The organism is Sphingomonas sp. (genome assembly GCF_041661885.1).
GTDB lineage: Bacteria > Pseudomonadota > Alphaproteobacteria > Sphingomonadales > Sphingomonadaceae > Sphingomonas.
This window is the reverse complement of the sequence record NZ_JBAZTL010000006.1, coordinates 243,272-262,702: the sequence shown is the minus strand read 5'-3', so window position 1 is coordinate 262,702 and position 19,431 is coordinate 243,272. Positions and strand designations below refer to the sequence as shown.

The window sequence follows — 19,431 nt, the reverse complement described above, 5'->3', positions numbered from 1 at the left end:
AGCACGGCCACATCGCCGGGCAAGCGACCGATTACCCAAGGCGGCGCAAACGCGCGATGAAAAATCCATCGTTACCGCCCGGATCGACCATGCCGGGAAGCGTGCGCACCCATCCACCGGGATTGGACGCGACGCCCACCGGAAGTTCGTCCTGCGCAACAGCCTCGATTGCATAATCGCTGCGCGCCGCCAGGAGGCGCTTCAACTGCGCCTCCCCCTCCGCCGGTTCGAGCGAACAGGTCGCGAAAACGAGCATCCCGCCCGGCTTCACCCAATCGGCGGCACGGGCGAGCAATTTTGCCTGTAATGCGGCGAGTTCGCTGATTTGCGAGGGGCGGATGCGATGCAACACATCGGGGTGACGGCGGAAGATTCCCGTCGCGCTGCACGGCGCGTCGAGCAGCACGGCATCGGCGGGGGCGGACGGCGACCATAACAGCACATCAGCGGCGATCACCTCAGCCGTCAGATGCGTGCGCTCCAGATTTTCGCGAAGTCGCGCCAGACGACTTTCCGAGGAATCGATCGACGTAACGCTCCAGCCCGCGCTCGCGAGCTGCATCGTCTTGCCGCCGGGAGCAGCGCACAGGTCGAGCGCGACACCGGGGCCCCGCCCGAGCAAGCGCGCGGGCAGCGAGGCGGCAATGTCCTGCACCCACCAGCTTCCCTCCTCGAAACCCGGCAGTTCGGGCACATGCGCCGACGGCAGGCGCACATGGCCGGGCAGCAGCGAAACGCCCCCCAGCGCCTCCGCCATCGCGGCGGTAGTGGCGGGATCGGCCAGCGTCAGGTCGAGCGGCGGTGGGGCTGCCATCGCGCGCTCGGCGGCCTCGATCCCGTCATCGCCCCAGGCGGCGTGCCAGCGGATCGCCACCGGATCGGGCAGGGTCGGCTGTTCGGGAAGCTGGTCGCCCGCGCGCATCAACGTGCCGAACACGCCGTGGACGAGCTTGCGCGGACCGCCATCGACCAGCGGCAGCACGGTCGAAATCGCGGCGTGCGGCGGCGTGCCCAGCGACAGCGCCTGGACGAGCGCGATGCGCAGCGCAAAGCGCGCCTTGGCATCATCGGGCAGCCGCGTCTTGGTCGCCGAATCGATCAGCGCGTCGAGATCGGGCAAGCGGCGCAGCACTTCCGCCGCAATCGCATGGGCAAGCGCCCGGTCATCGGCACGCTCGATCCCCGCCGTCGCGCGCCCGATCGCCGCCTCCAGCGGCAAACCCTGGCGCAACACGGCATCGAGCAGACGCAGTGCCGCGCGCCGCGCGGGAACACCCGGCGGATCGACCGGTTCGGGCTTGGGCATGTAGCGGCGGGGCGGCGGAAGGGTCAAAAGCGGGGTCTCACAATCTTGCAGGCTTTGGGTTGAATTGGGCGGAAAGACCGCCGATGTCACGCGGCGTACGGCATCGTGCCGCCGCAAGGAAACCTCATGGCCCGTCGCCCGCCGCATGTGAAGCCACCCGCCTATCTCAGCGCGAACCCACCGCTGCCGCAGCCCGAACCGAAACCGGCGGCGATGGCCGGGCAAAGTGCGAAGGGCGACCCCGATGGCCTTGATCCCACCCGCTATGGCGATTGGGAGTCGAAGGGCATCGCGATCGATTTCTAGGGACGGCTATTCCGGGCGGAGCGGTCGCGCGAGCAGCGCGCCGACCACCGCATCAACATCGCGCCCGTCAAGCAGCGCGCACACCGCCTCCACCACCGGCATATCGACGCCCGCTGCCGCTGCCGCATCGCGCAACACCGGTGCGGTGAACGCGCCCTCGGCAACGGTCAGGCGATCGGCAAGCAGATCCGCCGCGCGCTTGCCCTGGCCCAGCCCGACCCCAAGCGAAAAGTTGCGCGAACTCGTCGAGGAACAGGTCAACACCAGATCACCCAGCCCCGACAGGCCGCTCAGCGTCTCCGCCCGGGCACCGCGCGCCAGGCCGAAGCGCGTCATCTCGGCAAAGCCACGCGCGATCAGCGCCGCGCGCGCATTCTGCCCAAGCCCCGCACCCTCCACCACGCCGCAGGCAATGGCGAGCACATTCTTGACCGCGCCACCAATCTCGGCACCGATCACATCGCTCGAGGCATAGGGGCGAAAGCTCGGGCTGGCGAGCCGGTCGGCCAACGCCGCACCAAGCGCGGCATCGGCGCAAGCCAACGTTACCGCAGTCGGCTGCCCCGCTGCCACTTCATGCGCGAAGGTTGGGCCCGACAACACCGCAATCGGCGCGTCGGGATAAAGCTGCTGCGCCACTTCGCCGACGAGCAATTGCGTCCCCGCTTCGATGCCCTTGGCGCACAACACCAGCGGAGTCGTGCCGACCGGCGTTTCGGCCAGCACCGCGCGAACATGCTGCGCGGGTGCCACCACCAGCAACGCATCGCACGCCGCGAGATCCCCAAGCGCACCGGTCGCCTGGATCGAAGGCGGCAGCGCGATTCCGGCAAGAAAGCGGCTATTCTCGTGTGTCTGGTTGATCGAAGCGACCACCTCGGGCTCACGCGCCCACAGCAAGACGGGATCACCGCCGCGCGCGGCAACCTGCGCCAGCGCGGTGCCCCACGCCCCGCCGCCAATCACGCCGATCTTCATGATGCGTGACCTCCACCAGCAGTATCAAGACAAAGCGCGTCTTTGGGGATGAAGCGAATCACCTGCAGCCCGCCTTCACGCCATTCAAACAAAGTTGCACCAGTAAGGCGCAGATCCTCGTTCCGCGTGCCCACTGCTACCAACAACCGGCTGTCAGCACGATAAACGAGGCGCACATCATCGATACCCGCGACATCGGGCAGATCGTATAGATGTTCGACGCTGGCAATGGCGGCGGCGAAGGTAACCTTACCGGTCTTCAGATCAATAAAGAGAGGGCAAGTCATACCAGCGCCACATCCGTGGGTCACCACTTTGTAATGGCCTGCAAAATTCGGAGGAGCGCTTCCCTCCCTAGACAAAACTGTGCGGTAAAGGTGCCCCATGCCACGTCGAACGTTTGGCTTACGCCAGGGTCCCCGCGCCACAACATCGACCGGATGCCGACCAAATTCAGCAGGCGAAATGACATTCGCAATCGGGATGCATGACTTGCCAGATACGACTTCACGGCTGAGGGCGGGCACCGCACCGCCCCCCAACAATAAAAGACCCAGGCTCAGCAGCGCCTTCATGCCTTAACGCCCGCACCGCGTACTGCCTCGGCCCCTGGATCGAGCGGCCAGCGTGGTCGTGCGGCGATATCGAGCGGGTCGGTCAACCCTGCGGCAAAGCGCTCCGCCCCGGCCCAGCCGATCATCGCGGCATTGTCGGTACACAGCCACAAAGGTGGCGCGACAAAGCGCAGGCCGTGCGTATCCGCCAGCCCGCTCAGTGCCGTGCGCACCGCCGTATTCGCCGCTACCCCGCCTGCCACCACCAGCGCGGTGGCACCGCCAGCGCGGTCGAGCGCGCGCACGGTGCGATCGAGCAGACAATCAACCACCGCCGCCTGGAAGGAGGCGGCCAGATCCTCGACGCGCCACGTCTTGGCGTCATGCGCGCGCACCACCGCGCTCTTCAGCCCGGCGAAGGAGAAATGCGGCTCGGCCGATCCTTTCAGCGGGCGCGGCAACGGCACGATCGGTTGCCCCAAGGCCGCCGCCGCCTCGACGGCGGGACCACCGGGGAAGCCCAGCCCCAGCACCTTGGCGGTCTTGTCGAACGCCTCGCCCGCGGCATCGTCGATCGTGGTGGCGAGGCGGCGATAGCGCGCGACACCTTCGACCAGCAGCAACTGGCAATGTCCGCCCGACACCAGCAGCAGCAGATAGGGAAAAGCGAGATCGGGATCGGACAGACGCGGCGACAGCGCATGGCCTTCGAGATGGTTGACCGCAACCAGCGGCTTACCCGCCGCATGGGCCAGCGCCTTGCCGGTGACCAGCCCAACCATCACCCCACCGATCAGGCCCGGCCCGGCGGTTGCCGCAATCGCATCGACATCGGCCAGCGTTACGCCCGCATCGGCCAACGCCGCCTCGACCAAGGGCGCCAGCACTTCGACATGCGCGCGCGCGGCGATTTCGGGTACGACGCCGCCAAAGGGACGATGCGCCGCCTCCTGCCCCGCCAGACGGTGCGCAAGGATTTGCCGGTCGGAAGTGACCAGTGCCGCGGCGGTTTCGTCGCAACTCGATTCAAGGCCAAGGATCAGTGCCATGCCCCGCCCCCTAGCGTGTTGCACGGCGCTTGTCGAAATCGGACGGTTTCGCCAAGAGGGCGTTGCAACGAAAGAGGACGCGCGTGACCAGCCCCCACCTCAAACTCGGTACGCGCGGATCGCCGCTCGCGCTCGTCCAGGCCAATATGGTGCGCGACACGCTGGCCAAGGCGCACGGCTGGACCAAGGACGCGATCGAAATCGTGCCGATCAAGACCACGGGCGACCGCGTCCAGGATGTTGCGCTCGCTGAAATCGGCGGCAAGGCTTTGTGGACCAAGGAGCTCGACCGCGCCTTGCTATCGGGCGAAATCGACTGCGCGGTGCATTCGATGAAGGATGTCGAAACGATCCGCCCTGCCGACATCGCGATCGCGGCGATGCTGCCGCGCGCCGACGTGCGAGACCGGCTGATCGGGGCCGACAGCATTGCCGCGCTGCGCCCCGGCGCGATCGTCGGCACCAGTTCCCCGCGCCGCGTCGCGCAATTGCGACGGATGCGCCCCGACCTGACGACCGTGCTGTTTCGCGGCAATGTCGATACGCGTCTGGCCAAGGTCGCGGCGGGCGCGGTCGACGCTTCCATGCTCGCAGCGGCGGGGCTCGACCGGCTTGGTCGCCCCGATGTCGGCGTCGGAATCGCGATTGACGTCATGCTACCCGCCCCCGCGCAGGGCGCGGTCGGGATCGAGGCGCGGGCAAACGATTCGCGGATGCTCGGCTGGCTCGCCGTAATCGATGATGCGGCAACGCATTGTTGCGTGCTGGTCGAGCGCGCGCTGCTCGCCGCGCTACAGGCCGATTGCCACTCGCCGGTCGCGGCGCTGGCGACGCGTGAGGGCGACACCATTCGCCTGCGCGCCGAACTGTTCGCCGAAGATGGCAGCGCGCACGTCGCGGGCGAGGCAAGCGGGGCGGTTGGCGATGCCGCGCTCGCCGCGCGGCTGGCGGCCGATCTGTTGGCGCGGGCACCGGCGTCGGTACGGCGGCTGTTCGCGGCGTGACCACGCTCGCGGTGTTGCGGCCCGAGCCGGGCAATGCCGCCACCATCGCCCGCGCACATACGGCGGGGTTCACGACCCTGTCGCTCCCGTTGTTCGCGGTACGCGCGCTCGCCTGGGAGGTGCCCGATACCGAGCGGTTCGATTCGCTGATCCTGACCAGCGCGAACGCGTTGCGCTTCGGTGGCCTCGGACTCGGGGCGCTGCGGAGGCTTCCGGTGTTGGCGGTCGGCCCGCATACGGCGGCAGCAGCGCGCGCGGCGGGTTTTGACGTCATGGCGATTGGAGACGGCACCGCAGCCGAGATCGCCGCCATCGCCACCGCGCATGGGTTCACCAACGCCTTGCACCTCACCGGTCGCGATCGCACGCTGGAACGGGATGGAGCGATTGCCACGGTGGTGCCTGTCTATGAAAGCGCCACCATCCCCGTCGACGATGCCGCGCTGCACGCGCTCTACGGCACGACCGCGCTGCTGCATTCGGCGCGCGCGGCGCAGCGGCTGGCCGCGCTGATCGCGGGCGCGGGCATGGATCGCGCGGCCCTGGGCATCGCTGCCTTCAGTTCCGCGATTGCGACTGCCGCCGGGAGCGGATGGCGCGAGGTTGCGATCGCGCGAACGCCCGACGATGCCGCGCTGTTCGCAGCGGTGCAGGCGCGCGGCAGTACGACGAGCCGTTGACCGCCCGCGTCATGGCCCCGATAAGGCGGCTATGGACGACACCCTGCCTCCCGTCCCGGACATCGCGCCTGCCCGTTTCGACGCGCCGCGGACCGTGCCGCCGTTCGTACCCCCTCCACGGGTGGCGACGTCGGACGGGCTCGGCTGGCGGCGGGGAATCGCGCTCGGGCTGATCGCGTTCCTGATCGGGTCCAGCGCGACCGCCTTCGTGATCTTGCGCCTGGTCAAGGGCAGCGAGACCAAGCCAGTCGCCACTGTCACGCTGCCGGTTGGCACCAATGGGCAAGCCCCGGTCGTAATCGTGCCGAGCAAGACCAATGCCCCGGTCTCGACGATCGACTTCGCCGCTTTGTCCAGCCGCGAGGCGGAACTGGCCGACAAGATTGGTGACCTGGAAGCGCGGGCGGGAACGATCGACCGCGATGCACGCCATGCGTCGGGCTATGCGACGCGGGGCGAAGGGTTGATGGTCGCCTTCGCCGCCCGCCGCGCGCTCGATCGCGGGCTCAATCTTGGGTTCCTCGAAGATCAGTTGCGCGAACGCTTCGGTATGGTGCAACCCGCCGCCGTCGCCACAATTGTTCAGGCGGCGCGCGAACCGGTAACCTTGGAGGATTTGCGCGTTGGCCTTGACGGGGTTGCGCCCGAATTGATGACCGGCGTGGCCAGCACCGGATGGTGGCAGAGCTTAAAACGCGAACTCGCCAATCTGGTGGTCCTGCGCAAGGCGGGAACGCCATCACCCTTGCCTGTTGATCGTGTTGCGCGTGCGCGTCGCTTGCTCGATGCCGGACAAGTCGAGGCTGCCCTTGCCGAAGTCTCGCGCACGCCCGGTGCGCCCCAGGCCGAGCGGTGGACCAATGCGGCACGGCGCTACATTGCCGCGCGGCGTGCGCTCGACGCGATCGAGAGTGCGGCGATCCTTGCTCCTGACGTTACGCCGCCCTCCGCTCCGGTCGCCGCCGCCAGTGTCGCGACGCCCGCTGCGCAAACTACGCCGTCCGCCACGAACGTCGTTCCGCAGGCAGCACCCCAGGCGCGCTAGAAATTGTTCGGTAAAAGCCTCTAGCCGCCGATCCGATCGATCAGCGCCATCGCCCCGGCAGGCGCACGCACCTTTGCGCCATTGATGAAAAACACGAATGTATCGCGCGGCACCACCGGTGCGGGTTCAGCAAAGCGCGCGAGGTGATCGGGCGCTTCGCCCCGCGCCCAACTACGCGCCGCCTTGGCCCAGCGATCCAAAGCGGCTGGCGCATAGCCGGTCGGTTCGTCCTCAACCGCGGCTTCGAGCCGGGCATAGACAAAGTCGCCGCTGACATCGGCGATCGCGGGATAAGCCGCCGAATCGGCATAAACGATCGCCACACCCGCCGTACGTGCCAGCGCAACGAATTCGGGCACCTGGAAACTGGCGTGACGCACCTGCACCGCGTGGCGCAGCGCCACCCCGTCCTGATGCGTTGGAAGCAATTTGAGGAAAGCGCCGAAATCGTCAGGATCGAACTGCTTGGTCGCCATGAATTGCCACAGGATCGGCCCCAGGCGATCGCCCAGTTCGACAATCCCCTGGCCAGTGAACCGCGCGATCGATTCGCCCGCCTCCGCCAGCACTTTGCGGTTGGTGGCATAGCGCGATGCCTTCAGTGTAAAGACAAAGCCATCCGGCACCGCCTTGGCCCAGGCGGCAAAGGTCGCGGGTTTTTGCGAGGAATAATAGGTGCCGTTAACCTCGATCGCGGTCAGCTTGCCTGCTGCATATTCGAGCTCACGCTTAATCGGCCATTTGTCGGGGAAGAAAACCCCACGCCACGGCTCGTAAGTCCAGCCGCCAATGCCGATTCGAATGTTGCCCGTGGCCATGCAGCGCACGCTAAACCAGAAGCGCACGCATTGTCATCGCCATCACGCCGATTCGTCCAAATTTCAGGGGTACGACATCGCAGACACGGGCGAAGAGTACGGTACTTTATATAGGTTGTGGCATACGCTGCAACGCAACATTAAAAATTTCCTGCGTCCATTACGACGGACGACATGTTTTTATCTCGTGATATTTGACAAACGTCAAATATTTTCAAAAACTTGTCGTAACTGCAAATTTATACGCCGCCATCACATTTCTTTTTGTACAGGAGTGGTTACGTTCCGTTTTTTTTGGTGTACGTATACCCCTCCTCTTCTTAGAGGTTAAATGGAGGGAATTGGCATGTCCGATTTTTATCTTGGCCAGATCATCTGGGCGAGTTTTCCACAGGTGCCGCAGGGGCTGACGCCATGTGACGGTCGGCTGTTACAGATACAAACAAACCAGGCGTTATTCGCCCTGCTCTACAATCGCTATGGCGGCGACGGCAAAACGACCTTCGCTCTCCCCGATTTGCGTGGCCGCTCGCCGCTTGCACAAGGACGCAATACGGTCAGCGGCAATATCTATGTCGAGGCAAAATCCGGAGGTGAGGAAACCGTTACGCTAACACAAGCGCAAGTACCCTCACATACCCATACCGTTGCTGCCTCGACCAATCCCGGTACCGTTGGCTATCGCAACAATGCGCTGTCCTCGGTCGGACCAGCCACTGCAGGGGGAAGCGTCTACAACGCCTTCGCGGCTCCGGGCAGCGCAGTCGTGCCGCTGGCTGCTGGCAATGTCGGGAGCTTCGGCGGGAGCGGACCCCATAGCAATATGCAGCCCTATCTCGCCCTCAACGCCTTTATCGTGACGCAAGGGTTCTTCCCAGCGCGTAACTGACCGCGTCGATCTTCGGAGGAAGCATCATGAGCAACAGTTTTACCGGACAAATCATCCTAACCGGCTTTTCCAAGGCGATGGTCAACTGGGCGTTGTGCCAGGGTCAAGCGCTGAGAATCGCGGACTATCAGGCGTTATTTTCGGTAATTGGAACGATCTATGGCGGCGATGGTGTAACCACCTTCAACCTGCCCAACCTCTCGGGGAGCCTGCCAATCGGTGCGGGCACCGGCACCGCCCCCGGGGCAACCGCGCACCCGCTTGGCTCGCGAGGCGGTTCCGAGAGCATCACGCTGACCGCCGCGCAGGTTCCAGCCCATACGCATAGCCTGAATGCGACGTCAGCAACCTCGACAACGCCAACACTGGCGGCGGGCGTAGTCTATGGCTCGGATCCGACCAATGCGCATAAGCATTACGAAAATCCGGTGCCAAGCCCGATCAACGCGATCGCGCTTTATAGCGGGAGCGTGTCGTCGGCAGGTGGAGGCAATAGCCACCCCAACATTATGCCGACGATTGGACTTGCTTACCAGATTTGCCTGAACGGCCTTTATCCGGTCAATCAATAGGAGGATTCGCGATGTCTAACAGTTTCATCGGCGAAATCGATTGGTTTGCATTCGACTATATTCCGCGTGGATATTTTGCGTGCGATGGTCGTACCTACAATATTCAATCGTATCCGGCGCTGTTTACCCTGCTCGGCAAAACCTATGGCGGTGACGGCAAGACGACGTTCGCCGTACCAAATCTTGCCGCAAGGGTTGTCGCCGGCCTTGGCACTGCGCCTTCCGGCACCGGTACGACCGTGTGGCAAGCCGGCACAACCGCCGGATCAGAGACGGTCAGCGTTTCCCTCAATCAATATCCGCCGCACTCCCACTCGCTCAATGTGGTGGCGGGGACGCTCACCACCGGGGTGGCTGGCGGCGTGTTTGGCGGTTTTTCACCGGCGTTGCAGCCGGCAGTCCCTCCGGCAGAGGTCAACATTACCAACACCGCTTTTCTGGGCGCGTATACCGGTGGTGGGGGAGCGCATGACAATATGCAGCCCTATCTGGTCCTGCTTCCTGCAATCTGTTGGGACGGACTCTATCCCGACTTTCCATGACGTAACCCGTCGTAAAATTGACAGTTTCCGATTGCTCGGCGACGGCGCAGCCTTCCTGGTGGAGGCTGCGCTTCGCATTCCGGGTCCGGCTGGACACCTCCCGCCACAGCCAACCCGTCTGCGGGAAACGCTCGCGCCGTGCTGGCGGCGACGCTAATTTCCGGGCCCCATACGGTTGACGAAATGGAGCGCGCTGATCCCGCGCGATAGCTTGAGCGTATAGGCACGCTCGAACGCCGCGCCGCCGTCGTCCGAGTCCGGCGGGGTTTCCGCCAAACGCGCAAGCGCAGCCAAATCGAACAATCTCCGCGCCGGGGAGTCTTCGGGAACTCGATCGACTTCGTCGCGAAACCCGGCAAGCGAGCGCCGCATGGACGAATCGCGACCATAGCCCTGACGACCGATACGTGCGTTGGCGAGCACGGCTGCGGGCACATCGTTCCCGAACGCACGCCGGAACACCGCGCGGGCATGACCGCCGCGCAAGAATTCCTCGTCGGGAATCGACAGGCAAAATTCGACGACGCGCCGATCGAGCGTCGGATCGCGCACTTCGATCCCGCGCCGCAACCATACCGCCTTTTCGTACAGCGGCAGCAAGGTTTCCCGCATCAGCCACACCCGACGATCGGAACTGTGTCCGCTCCCGCCATGCAGGATTTCGAGGCGAGACGAATCCGGATCGCGCTCCGCCAGAAATTCGGGCAATCGCGCGCCAGCAACCGCCGACCAATCCGGCGGCGTGACCTTCCAGTCGGGCTGCGGTGCTTTGCCCGCCAGCCGCCGCAGCCGTTCCCACCGCGCGCCCCCCACCCATTTGCGCAGGACCGTGCGGATCAGATGTTCCCGGTTCAACGCAGGATGCCCGCCGCGCAGCCGTATCAGCCATCCGATCAGCCGAAGCCAATCCCCGCGCTCGGCAAGCTGCAACAGGAACGGCACCCCATGATAGGAAACGGTCCAGTTGCCCCCGGTCGCCATCAGCAGAATTTCAGCACCGTCCGCCACCGCCTGGCGCTCGATTTCGGCATACCACAAGGAAATCGACGGCATCAGGCACGGGGCACCGACATAATCGAAAAAGAAATCGAACGTCGGTATGAGCGATTCGCCCGGCGGCGTGATGCAGCGATGCCGGATATTGCCGTGCCGTCGCGCCACCGCCGCCGCCAGATCAGACTCGTCGTCGAGCCAACGCGCATTGGTCGAGGGCGCATCGTCAGACGCGGGCACGGCAGTATAAGCGTGCAGCGTGCGGTTGTCGCGCTGCAGGCGATTTGCCGCGAGTGCAGTCACCACACCGCTGTCAAAGCCCCCGCTCAGCGTCGTCGCCACCTGCTTGGGCGTGTCGACTGCAGCCTCCACCGCCGCAAGCAATCGCTCGCGTAGCCCTTCAGCATGGTCCTCGGGCCGTCGCCGTTCGGTTTTGATGTCAGCGGCGTTCCAGAAGTGGTATCTATGGATGCAATCGGGGGCGTCGAAACGAACGATCTCGCCCTTGCGCACACCTTCGACGCCGTCGAAGAAGCTGGGATTGTCCTGCGGATCGACGAGCAAAAGCAGCTCGAGCACGCGCTGTTCGTTGACGTGCCGTCCGACCTCCGGGAGCGCCGCCAGCGCATTCGGCAAGCTGGCAAATGCCACCCCATTGGGGCTGCGATGAAAAAATAACGGCCGCAACCCTTGCGGATCGCGCGCGAGCACGAGCTGCTTGCGCCCGCCACGCCAGATCGCCAGTGCATAAGGTCCGATGATCGCGTCGAACACGCGTTCCTCGCGCTTGCTCCACCCGAGCGCGATCAGTTCTACGTCGGAAAGATCCGTGGCTGCTTCACGCGTGATACCGCATCGCGCAAGAAACTCGGTCCGGTTGGCGATGCGAACGTCACCGACGACGCTGAGCCCCGGTTCGAAGCGCGCATCGACCTTGGAGGAAGCAAAGGAGGAACGGCGAGGATGGGTCGTGCCACAAAACGCCACTTCATCAACGGAAACGAGCATCTCGCCCTCGCCCGACATGCCGAGCGAACGCGCGATGATAATACACCGTGATTCAAGATCGCCGCGACCCGACCACGCCGTTACACCGGCAATGGCTCGGGACATCAACGCTTAGCTGGACGTCGACGTACCGTCGTTCGCCGTAATACCGGTGCCACCAGCAGTAACTGCGGCGATGTCGGTTTCGACGATCTGCGGTACAGTCCAGACCGACTTGGCCGAGGCGGTATCTTCAACGATCCCGTCGATGAAATTACGGTCCATAACGTTTCCCCAGATCAGAAGGCGCGTCGCGCTAACACGGTATTTCGCTTACCGGTTTATCTTGCGCATTGCAACAAAATTGCGCGTTAAACCGCAGTCAACCGTGCCACCACGACGTGCACGGCAAGGACTCTCGGCGGCTTTACGCCGGGCGACCGGTGCCATAGTGCGACGCGAAACCTCGTTTGGGCGGTACAGTCGATGCGCTATTGGTACAGGGCCTACGGCCTGACGCTGCAATCGGACATTGCGTGTCCCGAATTGCCCGAAATCGAAGAAACGGCCTCTGCCGATATTGTGATCCGGCTGGACGGGGCGATCGCCCCGACCGTCGGGACCCGCGAAATCCATATTGCCGATATCGCGGATGTGGCGCTGTTCCGCATGGAAAAGGGGCGCGAAATTTTCATCTGTCCGGCGCAGGATGCGCGCGCGGAAGATGTTCGGCAATATCTTTACGGTATCGCGCTGACCGCGATCCTCTATCAACGCGACGAATCGCCGATTCATGCGGGGGCCGTCGCCTATGGCGGCCAGGCCCACCTGTTCTGTGGCGAATCGGGCGCTGGAAAATCAACCCTGATGACGCAATTGCGTCGCCGCAGCCTGCATGTGCTGTGCGACGATGTCGGTGTACTCCGGCAAGGCGCGGACTCCATCGTGCGCTTTTACCACGGCGTGCCCCGCGTGAAGCTGTGGCGCGACGCCCTGACGCATTTCGGGATCGGCACGGCGGCGCTGCAACGCGATTTGACGCGACACGACAAATTCCATCTGCCGCTCGACGTGACGGCGTTCGACGCACTACCGCTGGGATCGGTCTTCCATCTCCATCCCCGGCAAGATTTCGATGCGCCTGCCATCGTCGCGCTGCCGTCGAAGCAAACGCTCGCGATGCTGCTGGAAAATACCTATCGACCGCGCTTGCTCCATCGGCTGGGAAATCCGGGCAACCATATGCTGCGTCTGGTCGCGGCAGCAGGGCAGGCCGCCGGGTTTGAATTTCATCGGCCGTGGAACCTCGATCGCCTCGATGCCTGCGCCGACACGCTCGTCGCGCACTTGGCCACCACTTTCCCAACCGGAGCAGCAGCATGATTTCCGCCAGCGATACCATCGTCCGCGACGAAACCACCCTGGTCAGCGCACTGGACGATGAACTTATCATGATTGACATCGCCAACGGCAAATATCTGACAATCGACCGGATCGGCGCGGCGATCTGGGAGGCGATCGCGCAGCCCGTGTCGGTCGAGGCACTGGTTGCGGGATTGGCGGATCGCTACGACGCGCCGCGCGAACAGATCGGCGAGGACGTGCTGCCCTTTCTCGACAATCTGGCGGCGCGGGGCTTCGTCCGGATCGTGGCCGCGTGATCCTGGACGACAATGAAGTTGCCCTGGCCGAAGCGCGGTTCGATCGACCGCCCGAGCCGCTGCGACGCTTCGGGATCATTGCTGCCAGCGCGCGAACCGGATCGCACCTGCTTTGCCGGTTGCTGCGCCAACTCGGTCGCGGCGTCGCGCTCGAATATTTTTACCCAAGCTATCGCCAGGTGTTCGAAGAACGCTGGCGGACGTCCTCCCCCGGCGACTATCTCTCGGCGATCATGCGCAATCGCACAGCGGGCGGGCTTTGCGTCGTCAAGTGCCTGCCCCTGCAATATGGCGCGCTACGTGGGGCGATCGAACAGGTCGCGGCTTTGCCCGATCCGTTCATTATCCATTTGTGGCGACGCGACAGCTTGGCGCAGGCGATTTCACTGCGGCTGGCGGTGCAGAGCGGCTTCTGGAATTTTACTCCGGGACCGACAACGCAGCCCAAGGACGCCATCGACATCATGGACCTCGACGCCCTGCGTGCCACGCGCCGGCAATTGGTGGTCGACGAGCTGTTGTGGCGTGGCTGGCTGCGTGAAAGCGGATGGCCGGTGATCCATGTTTGCTACGAAGATCTGATCGCCGATCGCGGGGCCAGCCTCCAGCGGCTGCTCGGCTGGCTCGAACCAGGGGCTGCGCCGGGCCCGCTCCCGACATTGCCCGAACCGCCGACGCCTGCCGCGCTCCATGCCCGGCAATCGTTGAACACGGTGCAGCGCGCCGAGCTGGCCGCCGCCTATCGCGCCCAGTTCGGCCATTCGGACCCGCTGCCCGATCCGTGATGCGGCAGCACGGAAAAACCGCTGGGGCGGGCCCCTGCGCGATACGCCTCCCACATCAGTTCAAACGCTGTTTCGAGCTGACGGGTATGGCGTGGAGCATCGAACAGAGGCAGCGTTTCGCGCGCCTCGATCAGATAACGGCGGAGCGCGGTCAGGCGCGGGCGATCGTGCGCGAGCGCCAGGATGATCGCTTCATAGCGGTCGAGGTCGGTCGCCACCAACTCGCACAGTCCCGCCGCGCGCAGCAGGCTTGCGCTGACGCGCGCGGCAAAGGCGTCTCCCAGCAACGCCACCATCGGCACGCCCGACCAGAGCATATCGCTGCCGCTGGTGTGCGCGCCATAGGGTGCCGTATCGAGCGCGAGATCGGCAAGCGGCAGGCGCGCCTGATGCGCCTCGGACGGCAACCAGGGCGCGATGACGATGCGATCAGGGGCGACGCCGTGGCGCACAGCCACCTCCCGAAAGCGCGGGCCGGGATCGGTGCGCGGATTGTCGAGCAGCCACAGCACGGCCTCGGGCACCGCGCGCAACACCGCCATCCAGCGCGCGAACACCGGCTCGGATATCTTGACTGTCGTACAGAAGCAGGCGAGCACCAATGCCGCCTCTGGCAAGCCGTGCGCGGCACGGTCCACCGCAAGGTCGCCGGGCGGCGGCGCGGACCGCAGGTTCGGCTGATAGCAATCGGGCAGCAGTACCGGTGCCTCGCTAATCTGTCCGATCATCGCCGGGCCAAGCACGATCGGATCGCCGATAATGTAATCGACACTCGCCATGCCCATCGTCCCCGGAAAGCCGAGATAATTGACCGCGATTGGGGCCGGGCGCGCGGGCAGGATTTCGCACCGCCCGCCGTGGGTGTATCCCGACAGGTGGACGAGAATGTCGATCTCGTCCTGCCGGATCGCATCGACGATCGCGGTTGCGGGCGCGTCGTGCAGATCGCGATAGTGATCGAACGCCCGCAAAAAGCGCTGGTGCAGCGCGGAGCCATCATCGGCCAGCGTCCCGTAGCCGAAAATATCGAACCGGGTCCGGTCATGGCATTCGATCAGCCCGATCGCGAGTTGACCGAGCGCATGTTCGCGGAAATCGCCCGAAACATAGCCGATCCGTAGCCGCCGCTTGGTGGCCGAGCGGACCGGCACGCGAGCGAGCGGCGCCATTGTGCGACAGCGCTCCGCCGCGCTCGCTGCCGCACTCGCCAATATCGCGGGACCATCCAGCAGAAAATGCAAGTCGAGCGGAGCGGCGATCCTGCCTCCGCCGCCCATCATCGCCGCAAAGTCCGGCGGCGCGTGTCGCCAGTCGGCCTGCTCGCGGTGCCGCATCGCCAGCCGCGCTGCGAGACCAACGTGATCGGGATAGCGGGTGATGCCGTCGTGCAACAGCCGCAGGCATTGCGCGACGGGCGCGCCGCGCCGCCACAGCGCCCGTTCCAGATCGATCACCATCTGAGGGCCATTTCCGGCCACATCCACGCGAGGGTGCAGTGTCATCGACTCTTGCTCATCGTCCTGCGCGATGGACCGCGCACCGCCGATTGTCCGGTCCTTCACGGGCTCGACTTTTGCCCGCATATCCTGGGCTAAACCGTCATCCCCTGCAGCAGCTTGGGCACATCACCGCTCTCGCCGCGGGCCTCGGCGATAAACCGACGCTTTAGCGGGGGCATGTGCTGCACTGCCGACAAGCCGAAGCGCCGCACCGCATTGGCGGTCTTGCCAGGCACGCCAAACAACCGCGTAAGCCCATCGGTCGCCGCTGCGACCATAAAGGTGTCGAGGCTACGCCAGCGATCATAGCCTGCCAGCAATTGTGGATCGCCGAGATCAAGCCCGCTGCGTTTGCCCTCGACCAGCACTTCGACCAGCGTCGCCACGTCGCGGAAACCGACATTGACGCCTTGGCCCGCAATCGGATGGATGCCGTGCGCGGCGTCGCCCACCAAGGCAAGCCGGTTCGATACGACCTTCGCGGCGTGGTGAAAGCCAAGCGGATAGCTCATCCGGCTGCCAAGCGGCCCCAATTTGCCGAGAAACCCGCCGATGCGCTTGTCAGCCTCGGCCAACCAGCCACGGTCGGACAGCTTCATCATCCCCGGTGCCTGATCGCGCGTGACCGACCAGACGATGCACGAGCGGTGGCCCTGTTCATCATCGTTGAGCGGCAAAATCGCAAACGGGCCATCGGGATAGAAGATCTCGAAGGCGATGTTCTCATGGGAGTGTTCATGGTGCAGCGACGTGACGATCGCGGCATTGTCATAGCTCCAGCGTGCGACGCGCAAACCCGCCGCCTCGCGCGTCGGCGAAGCACGGCCTTCTGCCGCGATCAGCAACGGCGCGGTGATGACCGCGCCCGAATCGAGCGTGACGGTGACGCCGTGCTCACCGCGATCGACCGCAACCGCGCGCGTCTTCATCCGTACGTCGACCAGCGCCGCCGCCGACGCCACTTCAAACAACGCGGCACGCAGCCGCCGATTCTCGACCATATGGCCAAGCGCATCCTCGCCCGCATCCGGCTCGAAATCGAGGGCGCCGGGCTCCAGCCCATCGCTGACGCGAATCCCCGCAATCGGGCAGGCAAATCCGGCGAGCCGCTCGGCCACGCCGATCGCGCCGAGCATCCGCCACGGCGCTCCGGCGATCGCCGAAGCGCGCCCGTCAAAGCCGGCGGCGAGAATCACCTCGGGATCGGCAATGTCGATGACGATGGCGCTGAGCCCGTGCCGATCGAGCGCCACGGCGAGCGCACTGCCGACGAGCCCGCCGCCGAGAATGATGACGTCTGCTTGGTTCATAGCTTGCTGTAGCGCTTCGACCCCGGCGTGCCAACGGCTTCGCCCCACCGCTCCAGCCTTGACGCAAGCCCGCGCGCGCGCGATGATTCCGGGGGACAGACAGCGAACATTTGGGATTTGGAAAGCATGGCGAGCCGCGCGCAGCCACCGTTGTGGCGTGAAACCGTCCGGGCCGGCGCGGTGCGCAGCGGCGCGTTGATCGCGGCGATCACCTTGGTGACGTTGGTCATTCTGACCATCGTCACGCTGGCGAGTTATCATGCCAGCGATCCCTCGCTCAATACGGCGTCAGCCGGCCCGGCGCGCAACTGGTTGGGGCGGGGCGGGGCGGTGATCGCCGACGGGGCGTTCTGGCTGTTGGGGCCGGGCATCGCGCTCGCGCTGCCCACGCTGCTGCTGATTGCGCTGCGGTTGTGGCGCGACGTGCCGGTCGGGCGCTGGCGGCGGATGTTGCTGGCCGCGGCGGGGGGCATCGGATTGCTTGGTACTGCGTTCGCGCTGGTATCGGGCGCGGCGGTAACCTGGTTGCCCGCCGGGTGGGGCGGGGTGGTCGGCCTCGCACTGTCGGACCTGCTCCGTGCAGCGATTGCGCTGATCGGAAATAGCGAGGCCGTGCTGTGGACGACGCGCGGCGTCGCTGCGGTCATCAGCCTTTGCGGGCTGGCGCTATGGGCCTATAGCTTCACCATCGACATGGCCGAGCGACCGGTCCGCGCGCCACGCACGCCCAAGCGGCTGACCGACCGGCGCAACACCGCGGAGATCGAACCCGAGCGGTTCGTGCCCGAAGCCCCGCGCAAGCTATCGATGCCGCGCGCGGTGGCGACGCCCGATGTACGACCGGGCCCGGTGATTTCCGAACGGCAGATGACCCCGGTCACCACCGCAAAGCCGCGCGAAAAGCAGACCTCGATGGATTTCGGCGACAAATCGCATTTGCCGTCGGTCGATCTGCTCAAGCCAACTCCGCCCTCGGTTGGCGGACCAATCGACAAGGTCGCGCTCGACCGCAATGCGCGATTGCTGGAGACGGTGCTGAGCGACTTCCACGTCAAGGGATCGATCATCAACGTGCGGCCGGGGCCCGTGGTAACGATGTATGAGCTCGAACCGGCAGCGGGAATCAAGGCCAGCCGTGTGATCCAGCTTGCCGACGATATCGCGCGCAACATGTCGGCGGTGTCGGCGCGCGTGGCGACCATCCCCGGGCGCACCGTAATTGGTATCGAACTCCCCAATGCCCGGCGCGAGACCGTGGGCCTTCGCGAACTCATCGATTCGCTCGACGATCAGCCGGGCGCGCTGTCGCTGGTGCTGGGCAAGAATATCGCAGGCGATCCCGTCATCGCCGATCTCGCGCCGATGCCGCATTTGCTGGTCGCGGGGACCACCGGCTCGGGCAAGTCGGTTGGGCTCAACTGCATGATCCTGTCGCTGCTGTACCGGCTCAAGCCCGAAGAGTGCCGGATGATTATGATCGATCCCAAGATGCTCGAACTGAGCATGTATGAGGACATCCCGCACCTTTATGCGCCAGTGGTGACCGATCCGGCGAAGGCGGTGCGCGCGCTCAAATGGACGGTCGAGCAAATGGAGGACCGCTACCGGCAAATGTCCTCGCTCGGCGTGCGCAGCCTCGCCAGTTTTAACGACAAGGTGCGCGCGGCCAAGGCCAAAGGGCAACCGCTCGGGCGCAAGGTGCAGACCGGCTATGAACCCGTCACCGGCGCGCCAATCTATGAGGAAGAAACGCTCGATTATCAGGTGCTGCCGCAAATCGTGGTGATCGTCGACGAGCTCGCCGACCTGATGATGACGGCGGGCAAGGAAGTCGAATTCCTGATCCAGCGGCTCGCGCAAAAGGCGCGCGCGGCCGGCATCCATCTTATCATGGCGACGCAGCGCCCGTCGGTCGACGTCATCACCGGCGTTATCAAGGCCAATTTGCCGACGCGAATCAGCTTCCACGTCACCTCCAAAATCGATTCGCGCACGATCCTGGGCGAACAGGGGGCCGAACAACTGCTGGGGAAGGGCGACATGCTGTACATGCCCGGCGGCAAGGGCATCGTCCGCGTGCACGGGCCGTTCGTCTCCGATGACGAGGTCCGCGCGGTCGCCGATCACTGGCGCGCGCAAGGACGGCCCGATTACAACACCGCAGTGACCGAGGAACCCGAGGATGGCTTCGCACTCGACGGCGCGCCGATTGGCGAGGATTCGGCCGAGGACCAGCAATATCGCGCGGCAATCCAATTGGTCGTGGAAAGCCAGAAGGCCTCGACCTCGTGGCTGCAACGCCAGTTGCGCGTTGGTTATAACAGCGCCGCGCGGCTGATCGAGCGGATGGAGAAGGACAATATCGTCGGCCGTCCCGATCATGTCGGTCGCCGCGAGGTGCTGCGCGACCGCGACGGCAATCCGGTCTAAAGAAACGGTTCAGAGCGGGTTCA

Annotated in this window: 21 protein-coding genes; 11 read left to right on the top strand and 10 right to left on the bottom strand. The window is 64.9% G+C overall.

Annotated elements, in window-relative coordinates:
* Positions 1-31 precede the first annotated feature (31 nt).
* Positions 32-1,306: an RsmB/NOP family class I SAM-dependent RNA methyltransferase gene (locus WC704_RS13510; RefSeq protein ID WP_372890765.1), complete on the bottom strand. Its 1,275-nt coding sequence runs from the start codon at positions 1,304-1,306 to the stop codon at positions 32-34.
* 126 nt (positions 1,307-1,432) lie between these two features.
* Here WC704_RS13510 and WC704_RS13505 point away from each other — a divergent pair, with 126 nt between their 5' ends.
* A complete protein-coding gene (locus WC704_RS13505; protein ID WP_033967577.1) occupies positions 1,433-1,612 on the top strand; it encodes a DUF1674 domain-containing protein in 180 nt (59 codons plus the stop codon).
* A gap of 6 nt (positions 1,613-1,618) precedes the next feature.
* On the opposite strand, the gene WC704_RS13500 is transcribed toward WC704_RS13505, so the two are convergent.
* The 3 genes from WC704_RS13500 to tsaD are packed head-to-tail and all read right to left on the bottom strand — an operon-like array spanning position 1,619 to position 4,193.
* The gene (locus WC704_RS13500) at positions 1,619-2,590 is read right to left on the bottom strand and encodes an NAD(P)H-dependent glycerol-3-phosphate dehydrogenase (RefSeq protein WP_372890711.1); all 972 of its coding nucleotides are present in this window, start codon (positions 2,588-2,590) and stop codon (positions 1,619-1,621) included.
* Entirely contained in the window at positions 2,587-3,165 is a 579-nt protein-coding gene (locus tag WC704_RS13495) for a hypothetical protein (protein WP_372890709.1), read from the bottom strand. Before WC704_RS13495 ends, WC704_RS13500 begins: the two co-directional genes overlap by 4 nt.
* Complete coding sequence (gene tsaD / locus WC704_RS13490) at positions 3,162-4,193, bottom strand: tRNA (adenosine(37)-N6)-threonylcarbamoyltransferase complex transferase subunit TsaD (protein WP_372890707.1); 1,032 nt, start codon at positions 4,191-4,193, stop codon at positions 3,162-3,164. The genes WC704_RS13495 and tsaD overlap by 4 nt, the downstream gene beginning before the upstream one ends.
* A gap of 83 nt (positions 4,194-4,276) precedes the next feature.
* Between tsaD and hemC the strand changes: the two genes are divergently transcribed.
* The 3 genes from hemC to WC704_RS13475 are packed head-to-tail and all read left to right on the top strand — an operon-like array spanning position 4,277 to position 6,922.
* Positions 4,277-5,197 (top strand): hydroxymethylbilane synthase, encoded by a 921-nt coding sequence (hemC, locus tag WC704_RS13485; protein WP_372890705.1) that lies wholly within the window; start codon positions 4,277-4,279, stop codon positions 5,195-5,197.
* Positions 5,194-5,877, top strand: coding sequence for a uroporphyrinogen-III synthase (locus WC704_RS13480; RefSeq protein ID WP_372890703.1), 684 nt, complete (start codon positions 5,194-5,196; stop codon positions 5,875-5,877). Before hemC ends, WC704_RS13480 begins: the two co-directional genes overlap by 4 nt.
* Before the next feature lie 31 nt (positions 5,878-5,908).
* Positions 5,909-6,922, top strand: a complete 1,014-nt coding sequence (locus tag WC704_RS13475) for a hypothetical protein (protein ID WP_372890701.1) — start codon at positions 5,909-5,911, stop codon at positions 6,920-6,922.
* A gap of 20 nt (positions 6,923-6,942) precedes the next feature.
* On the opposite strand, the gene WC704_RS13470 is transcribed toward WC704_RS13475, so the two are convergent.
* On the bottom strand, positions 6,943-7,740 hold the full coding sequence (locus tag WC704_RS13470) for a DUF72 domain-containing protein (RefSeq protein ID WP_372890763.1): 798 nt from the start codon (positions 7,738-7,740) through the stop codon (positions 6,943-6,945).
* A gap of 346 nt (positions 7,741-8,086) precedes the next feature.
* Here WC704_RS13470 and WC704_RS13465 point away from each other — a divergent pair, with 346 nt between their 5' ends.
* Genes WC704_RS13465 through WC704_RS13455 form a run of 3 tightly spaced genes read left to right on the top strand, consistent with a single transcriptional unit; the run spans position 8,087 to position 9,743 of the window.
* Entirely contained in the window at positions 8,087-8,629 is a 543-nt protein-coding gene (locus tag WC704_RS13465) for a phage tail protein (protein ID WP_372890699.1), read from the top strand.
* Positions 8,630-8,655: 26 nt separating this feature from the next.
* A complete protein-coding gene (locus WC704_RS13460; RefSeq protein WP_372890697.1) occupies positions 8,656-9,201 on the top strand; it encodes a phage tail protein in 546 nt (181 codons plus the stop codon).
* Between the two features lie 11 nt (positions 9,202-9,212).
* Positions 9,213-9,743 carry a phage tail protein gene (locus WC704_RS13455; RefSeq protein WP_372890695.1) on the top strand — a complete coding sequence of 177 codons (531 nt, stop codon included), beginning with the start codon at positions 9,213-9,215 and terminating at the stop codon, positions 9,741-9,743.
* 153 nt (positions 9,744-9,896) lie between these two features.
* Here WC704_RS13455 and WC704_RS13450 read toward each other — a convergent pair whose 3' ends face one another.
* Both WC704_RS13450 and WC704_RS13445 read right to left on the bottom strand, forming a co-directional pair.
* A complete protein-coding gene (locus WC704_RS13450) occupies positions 9,897-11,849 on the bottom strand; it encodes an asparagine synthase-related protein (RefSeq protein WP_372890693.1) in 1,953 nt (650 codons plus the stop codon).
* 6 nt (positions 11,850-11,855) lie between these two features.
* A complete protein-coding gene (locus tag WC704_RS13445; RefSeq protein WP_372890691.1) occupies positions 11,856-12,008 on the bottom strand; it encodes a hypothetical protein in 153 nt (50 codons plus the stop codon).
* 201 nt (positions 12,009-12,209) lie between these two features.
* Between WC704_RS13445 and WC704_RS13440 the strand changes: the two genes are divergently transcribed.
* From WC704_RS13440 to WC704_RS13430, 3 genes are read left to right on the top strand one after another with little or no spacing between them, the layout of a single operon-like run.
* Positions 12,210-13,106 (top strand): hypothetical protein, encoded by an 897-nt coding sequence (locus WC704_RS13440; protein WP_372890689.1) that lies wholly within the window; start codon positions 12,210-12,212, stop codon positions 13,104-13,106.
* The gene (locus WC704_RS13435; RefSeq protein WP_372890687.1) at positions 13,103-13,384 is read left to right on the top strand and encodes a PqqD family protein; all 282 of its coding nucleotides are present in this window, start codon (positions 13,103-13,105) and stop codon (positions 13,382-13,384) included. Before WC704_RS13440 ends, WC704_RS13435 begins: the two co-directional genes overlap by 4 nt.
* A complete protein-coding gene (locus tag WC704_RS13430) occupies positions 13,381-14,169 on the top strand; it encodes a Stf0 family sulfotransferase (RefSeq protein ID WP_372890685.1) in 789 nt (262 codons plus the stop codon). The genes WC704_RS13435 and WC704_RS13430 overlap by 4 nt, the downstream gene beginning before the upstream one ends.
* Here the strand turns inward: WC704_RS13430 and WC704_RS13425 are convergent.
* From WC704_RS13425 to WC704_RS13415, 3 genes are all read right to left on the bottom strand, one after another.
* Positions 14,124-15,671 (bottom strand): hypothetical protein, encoded by a 1,548-nt coding sequence (locus WC704_RS13425; protein ID WP_372890684.1) that lies wholly within the window; start codon positions 15,669-15,671, stop codon positions 14,124-14,126. The two genes, WC704_RS13430 and WC704_RS13425, sit on opposite strands and share 46 nt — an antisense overlap.
* An 89-nt stretch (positions 15,672-15,760) precedes the next feature.
* Positions 15,761-16,978, bottom strand: a complete 1,218-nt coding sequence (locus WC704_RS13420) for a UbiH/UbiF/VisC/COQ6 family ubiquinone biosynthesis hydroxylase (RefSeq protein ID WP_372890682.1) — start codon at positions 16,976-16,978, stop codon at positions 15,761-15,763.
* A complete protein-coding gene (locus WC704_RS13415) occupies positions 16,975-17,208 on the bottom strand; it encodes a hypothetical protein (RefSeq protein ID WP_372890771.1) in 234 nt (77 codons plus the stop codon). Before WC704_RS13415 ends, WC704_RS13420 begins: the two co-directional genes overlap by 4 nt.
* Here WC704_RS13415 and WC704_RS13410 point away from each other — a divergent pair.
* Positions 17,105-19,408, top strand: coding sequence for a DNA translocase FtsK (locus WC704_RS13410; RefSeq protein WP_372890681.1), 2,304 nt, complete (start codon positions 17,105-17,107; stop codon positions 19,406-19,408). The genes WC704_RS13415 and WC704_RS13410 overlap by 104 nt on opposite strands.
* The last annotated feature ends 23 nt before the right edge of the window (positions 19,409-19,431 follow it).